General features: G+C 64.2%; 6 protein-coding genes. 2 read left to right on the top strand and 4 right to left on the bottom strand.

The window, feature by feature from the left end:
• Window positions 1-254: 254 nt before the first annotated feature.
• The 4 genes from TX78_RS05255 to TX78_RS05240 are packed head-to-tail and all read right to left on the bottom strand — an operon-like array spanning window position 255 to window position 3,630.
• Window positions 255-1,706, bottom strand: coding sequence for a sodium/solute symporter (locus TX78_RS05255; protein ID WP_044494240.1), 1,452 nt, complete (start codon window positions 1,704-1,706; stop codon window positions 255-257).
• On the bottom strand, window positions 1,703-2,113 hold the full coding sequence (locus TX78_RS05250; protein ID WP_044494238.1) for a hypothetical protein: 411 nt from the start codon (window positions 2,111-2,113) through the stop codon (window positions 1,703-1,705). Before TX78_RS05250 ends, TX78_RS05255 begins: the two co-directional genes overlap by 4 nt.
• A complete protein-coding gene (locus tag TX78_RS05245; protein WP_233722172.1) occupies window positions 2,110-2,808 on the bottom strand; it encodes a LytR/AlgR family response regulator transcription factor in 699 nt (232 codons plus the stop codon). Before TX78_RS05245 ends, TX78_RS05250 begins: the two co-directional genes overlap by 4 nt.
• A gap of 15 nt (window positions 2,809-2,823) precedes the next feature.
• Window positions 2,824-3,630: a sensor histidine kinase gene (locus TX78_RS05240; RefSeq protein WP_158644301.1), complete on the bottom strand. Its 807-nt coding sequence runs from the start codon at window positions 3,628-3,630 to the stop codon at window positions 2,824-2,826.
• Window positions 3,631-3,811: 181 nt separating this feature from the next.
• On the opposite strand from TX78_RS05240, the gene TX78_RS05235 reads away from it, so the two are divergent.
• Together TX78_RS05235 and TX78_RS05230 are read left to right on the top strand one after the other, a co-directional pair.
• On the top strand, window positions 3,812-4,174 hold the full coding sequence (locus TX78_RS05235; RefSeq protein WP_044494235.1) for a DUF485 domain-containing protein: 363 nt from the start codon (window positions 3,812-3,814) through the stop codon (window positions 4,172-4,174).
• Window positions 4,171-5,832, top strand: coding sequence for a solute symporter family protein (locus TX78_RS05230; protein ID WP_044494234.1), 1,662 nt, complete (start codon window positions 4,171-4,173; stop codon window positions 5,830-5,832). The genes TX78_RS05235 and TX78_RS05230 overlap by 4 nt, the downstream gene beginning before the upstream one ends.
• Window positions 5,833-6,131: the final 299 nt, after the last annotated feature.

Genomic DNA, 6,131 nt, shown 5'->3' with positions numbered 1-6,131 from the left:
TCTAGGTCTGCAAGCCCTAGCCTGAACCCGCCTGTGCTGGCGCTCCTGGAGCGGGCGGGTTTTTTTATGCCCGCTGCCCGAAGCAGCATGCCTTAAGGATCCACGGTCTAGGGTCACGGCCGAGGGCTATTGGCCCCAGTAGGGTACGGGCCCGCGGACATCTACTCTCTTGAGTCTTCTGATTCCGACGCTCTTGAAGTAGACCAGTGAACTGCTTATCTACACCCCCGGCGGACCTCACTGCCCGGACTTCACTAACCCTCGGGCAGGTGGAGTCGCGCCACCACCGCCGCCGCACTGGGCATCGGGGCAGTCGCCAGGCTCACAGTCACTGCCACGCAGAAAGCCAGCGGAATGCTCCATACTCCCGGATAAGCCAGCAGCACCGGTGCCTCGCTGCCGAAGAAGAGAATGCCAGATAGCAGCGCAGCGGTGGAGGCGGATCCGCCAGTGAGCATCGCCGCCACTGCCCCGGCGGCGTTCATCCGCTGCCACCAGATACCGAGCAGCATCACCGGCGCCACGGTCGAGGCCGCCATCGTAAAGACCATCGCCACAGCACCTGCCAGCCCCAGCGATGCCGTCATGACCGTCAGCAGAACCGGGACGACGACGGCGATCACCGCGCCCCAGCGAAAGCCTGCCACGCTGCCGCCGAAGAGTTCCTGGCTGACCACCGCCGAGACCGAGACCACCAGACCCGAGGCGGTAGAAAGAAATGCTGCGAAAGCTCCCGCCACCAGCAGCGCCAGAAGAACATCACTCGCTACCGGGTCAAAAAGCACTGCAGGCAACTGAAGCAGTGCCGTATCTGCATCGGCTGCGGCGTCGTCGTCGGGAAGTACCAGAGCTGCGGTGACACCCAGGAAAACTGTGATGAGGTAGAACAGTCCCAACAGCGCCAGCAGCACTGTCACCGTGGACCGGGCCGATGCCCCGTCCGGATTCGTATAGAAGCGCACCAGCACATGAGGCAGCCCCAGTGCCCCAAGACTCAGGGCCAGCACGAGTGAGAAGACCACCAGCGGATCCCCCGGCAACTGTTCGCTGAGGGATGTGATCGCCCCACTGGCAGAGCCTGCTCCCCCGCCGCTGGCTGTGTGCTGCACACTGTCCCAGCGCAGTGCAATGAAGATCGCGGGAATCAGCAATGCCGTGAGCTTGATCCAGTACTGCACCGCCTGGGCCAGCGTGACTGACCGCATTCCGCCAGAAAGCACCACCGCAAGCACGAGCCCCACCACCACGGCAGCACCGGTCCACCCCGGAAGCGAGGTGGCAAAGCCTGTCACCAGAGCGGCTCCGTGCAGCTGCGGCACCACATAGAACCAACCCAGCACCACCACTACGAGCGCAGTGATCCTGCGCAGCGCGGCAGAGCGGAACCGCAGCATCATGAAGTCCGGCAGGGTATACGCACCGGATCGGCGCAGCGGTGCGGCAACAAATACCAGCAGCATGACAAAGCCCGCTGCGTACCCCAGCGGCGGCCACAGCCCCAGCGCCCCAACGGAGACGATGAGCCCGATGACCCCGAGGAAGCTGGCCGCTGAAAGATACTCTCCGGCGATGGCAGCAGCATTCATCCACGGGCTCACCCGCCGGGAGGCCACGTAGAAGTCCCCAGCGGTGCGACGCAAGCGCAGCCCCCAGAAAGCCAGCGCAAGGGTCACCGCGCAGATCAGCAGCACTGCAGTATAAGTCATGACGACCCCTGGGCGGCATCGGTGCGCCCACTGGAGAATGTCTTCTCAACGCGGCTCATAGTCCGGAGCACCCCAAGTCCCATGAGGAACATCGCGCCGAATCCCACTGCTGCCGGCAGTAGCGGACCGGTCGCGTCGCTGGCTGAGGCAGCCAGTACCCACACCAGCGCGAAGATGCCACCTAAGACAGCAGCGGCGCACAGCGCAATCACCAGCTGACGACGACGCAGCCGCTGCGCGCTGCGGATCCGTTCCTGCTGGCGCAGGATCCCGTGGCGCGGGTCGCCGAGGGCCTCGGCAAGGGTGGGATCGGCGCGCGGGCCGTGCACGGTGGCCCGCCGGCTGCGCAGCTGCTGAAACCGGACCTGCGCGGCCGAATCATTACAGCCCCCCGAGGTGTTACTCACCGGGCCTCCAGACGCCGCCGCACCGCCGGGGCGAGCCTCCTGCTGACTTCTAAGTGCACGTCCCCGAGGTCAACACTGAGTTTCGACTGTCTATGCAGCAGCCGGCGGACCTGGTGGATATTCACCAAGTAAGAGCGGTGAATGCGCAGGAAGCCCAGCTCCTCCCACTGCTGCTCCAGATCACTGAGTGCCGCGCGGAGCAGATACGAGCCGCTGACGGTGTGCAGCCGCGCATAATCGCCCTGGGCCTGCACCCAGCGGATATCGCGGATATCCACCAGCACTGTGGAGTCGCCCTGCAGCACAGAGATCCGCTGCGCTTCCGGGGGCACTGCCGTCAGTGCCGCTGACGCTCGCCGCAGCGCCTCACTCAAACGCTGGGCGCGCACCGGTTTGAGCAGGTAGTCGCAAGCCTCCAGCTCGAAGGCCTCCACAGCCGGCTGGGCATCAGCGGTCACAAAGATCACCGGGGTGTCCCGCAGCCTACGCGCCAACTCAAGGCCGCTGGTCTCTGGCATATGAATATCCAGGAGCACGACGTCGATCTGTTCGGTACGCAGCGCCTGTTCAGCAGCAGCTGCGCTGTCAGCGGTATGCACAATCGCCGCCTGCTGCTCGGCTTCCAGGAGCCAGCGCATCTGGCTGACCGCCAGCGGCTCATCATCAACGACTAGGACACTCAGCGGACGTGTCACAGGTGCTCTCATCGGCTACCCCCTGAAGGCTGTGTGGTGATCGATCAGCGGAGCATGGAACTTCGGTACCCGGAACCAGCCGCGCATCCCCGCACCCGGCGCCGTTTCGCAGGTCAGACCACCAGAAGGCCCGTAGATACTGCGCAGCCGCAGGTCTACATTACGCAACCCGATATGGGTGTCCTTGTCCTGCACGTCTCCGGCCAACAGCTGCTCCAGGCGCGCCGGGTCAGTTCCAGGGCCATCATCCTCCACCGAAACCAGCACATGAGTGCCCTCATCCGCGGCAGTGATCAGCACATTCACTCCTTCTGCGGTCGAGCCTAGGCCGTGCTGTACGGCGTTCTCCACCAGCGGCTGCAGGCTCAGATGCGGGATGGGCGCGTTGAGCACCTCCGGGGCGATCTGCAGACTGATGCGCAGCCGCTGAGCGAAGCGGGCACGCTCAAGCTCGACGTAATGCTCCACAGCCGTCAGCTCTTCGGCAAGCGGAACTGTGTCGGCCTCATGGCGGAGGGTGTACCGGGTGAAGTCGGCGAAGTCCAGCAGCAGCTCCCGAGCACGGTGCGGATCCATAGGAATGATGGCGGCCACCGCGTTGAGTGCGTTGTAGAGAAAGTGCGGTGAAATCTGCGCGCGCAGGGTGCGCAGCTGAGCGGCAAGGAGCTGGGCGGAGACATCCGCCTGGTCTGGATCTGTTTGCGCCGAAGCGGCTGCGGCGTCGTCGGCGGCAATGTGCTTATTCACCTCTGGGGACACTACAGACACAGTGGCCTTAGACACAGTGGCCTTACGGTCCTGCCTGCCTCGCCTGAAGAGCATGCACCGAGTGTACGGTCTGGCTGTTGGAGGGATCACAGGAAGGCCGCTTGGCGCATGACTGCTGCCGCTTATCGAACCGCTCAACATCGACCGGGCACCACTGCGCTGAACCCTGCCACACTTTAGAAGTCGCTCATATGTGATGGGCGCCACAATCAGAGTTTCTATTGCAGGAGGACCTATGACCTCGGCCCATGACCACCGCGGGGCGGACGTGAACTACCAAGAGGTACAGGCGCGCGCGGACTTCCGCGAACTGCGTCGCACCCACCGCAGCTTCGCCTTTCCCATGACCGTGTTCTTCCTCCTCTGGTACCTCACCTATGTGGTGCTGGGCTCCTTCTTCCCGCAACTGTTCACCATCAAAGTGATCGGCAATGTGAACCTCGGAGTCCTCTACGGCCTGAGCAACTTTGTGGTGGTCTTCGGCATCACCGCCATCTACGTCTGGTACACCAACGCCCGCATGGACCCCAAGTCCAAAGCAATCCGTGAAGAGCTTGAAGCCGCCGGCGTCGGACTGCCTGAGGAGGTAAAAGCATGAGCACCTGGACCATTTCCACCCGTTCTGCAGCCGGTGAGCTGCCGGTTGCCTCCGCGGAGGCAACATTGTCCACCGACGTGGGAAGCCCCTGGGTGAACCTGGGAATCTTCGCGCTGTTCGTGGTGGTCACCCTGTACTTCGTGATCCGCGCATCACGGACCACCAAGACCTCAGCAGACTTCTACGCCGGCGGCCGCGGCTTCTCCGGCACGCAGAACGGCACGGCCATTGCCGGTGACTACCTCTCGGCTGCCAGCTTCCTGGGCGTCATCGGTGCAGTGGCCGTCTACGGCTATGACGGCTTCCTCTACGCGGTGGGCTTCCTGGTGGCATGGCTGCTGGCGTTGCTGCTGGTGGCGGAGCTGATGCGCAATACCGGCAAGTTCACCATGGCCGATGTGCTCAGCTTCCGACTGCGTCAACGCCCGGTCCGCATCGCCGCAGCCATCACCACCCTGGCCGTCTGTGTGTTCTACCTGCTGCCGCAGATGGCAGGCGCCGGTGGGCTAGTGGCCCTGCTGATCGGTGTCGATTCCTGGGCCGGGCAGGCTCTGGTGATCGCGGTGGTCGGTGCGCTGATGATCGTCTACGTGTTCATCGGCGGCATGAAGGGCACCACCTTCGTGCAGATCATCAAGGCCACCCTGCTGATCCTGGGCTCAGCCGTCATGACCATCTGGGTCTTGGCGCTCTTCGGCTTCAATTTCTCCGGGCTGCTGGGCGATGCCGCCACCAACCACCCCGACGGCGAAGCCATCCTCGGCCCCGGCCTGCAGTACGGCGCCGATGCATTCACCCGCCTGGACTTCGTCTCCCTGGGCTTCGCTCTGGTGCTGGGCACCGCCGCCCTGCCCCACGTGCTGATCCGTTTCTACACGGTGCCCACTGCGAAGGACGCCCGAAAGTCCGTGGTGGTGGCCATCGCGCTGATCGGTGCCTTCTACCTGTTCACCCTGGTGCTGGGCTACGGCGCAGCAGCGCTGCTGGACCACGAAACCATCCTGGCGGCCCCCGGCGGACAGAACGCGGCAGCGCCGCTGTTGGCCTATGAGCTCGGCGGAACCCTCCTGTTGGGCGTGATCTCAGCAGTGGCCTTCGCCACCATCCTGGCCGTGGTGGCCGGACTGACCATCACCGCCTCAGCAAGCTTCGCCCATGACGTCTACGGCCAGGTCATCAAAAAGGGCCAGCTCGATGAGAAGGGCGAAATGCGCGCCGGCAAGATCACCGTGGTCGTCGTCGGCATTCTGGCCATCCTGGGCGGCATCGGCGCGCAGGGCCAGAACGTGGCATTCCTGGTGGCCCTGGCCTTCGCCATTGCGGCCAGTGCCAACCTGCCGACCATCCTGTACTCACTGTTCTGGAAACGGTTCACCACCCGCGGTGCGCTGTGGTCGATGTACGGCGGCCTGATCTCGGCACTGGTGCTGATTGCCTTCTCACCGGTGGTGTGGGGCCGTCCCACCAGTTTCTTCCCCGAAGGATCGCTGGATCTCTACCCGCTGACCAACCCCGGGCTGGTCTCCATTCCGCTGGCCTTCTTCCTGGGCTGGCTGGGCTCGGTGACGTCCAAGGTGGCCGAAGATCCGGCTAAGCAGGCAGAGATGGAGATTCGCTCGCTGACCGGAGTCGGCGCGGAGAAAGCCGTGGATCACTGAGTTTGTCCCGCGGGCGGGGAAACCCCACCCGCTCTCGGCCGCGAGCTGTGGCCGCGGCCTTCACACCTAAAGAGTCCCGCCGGCGCGTACAAGCCGCGCTCAGCCTTCACACCTAAAGAGTCCCGCGGGCGCGTACAAGCCGCGCTCGGCTCTCGGCCGCGTGCAGTGGCCGCGGCCTTCACACCTGAAGAGTCCCGCGGGCGCACCTCGTTCGGTCACGCGATATGACGGCAGTTTCGACCAGATTCGGTCGAAATGGGCCTCTCATACAGTCAAAACGCGTGACCGAACGCTGGGTG

The sequence above is a fragment of the Nesterenkonia massiliensis genome, assembly GCF_000455245.1.
GTDB lineage: Bacteria > Actinomycetota > Actinomycetes > Actinomycetales > Micrococcaceae > Nesterenkonia > Nesterenkonia rhizosphaerae.
The sequence above is the reverse complement of the archived record's forward strand: the minus strand, read 5'-3'. Positions and strand labels throughout refer to the sequence as shown.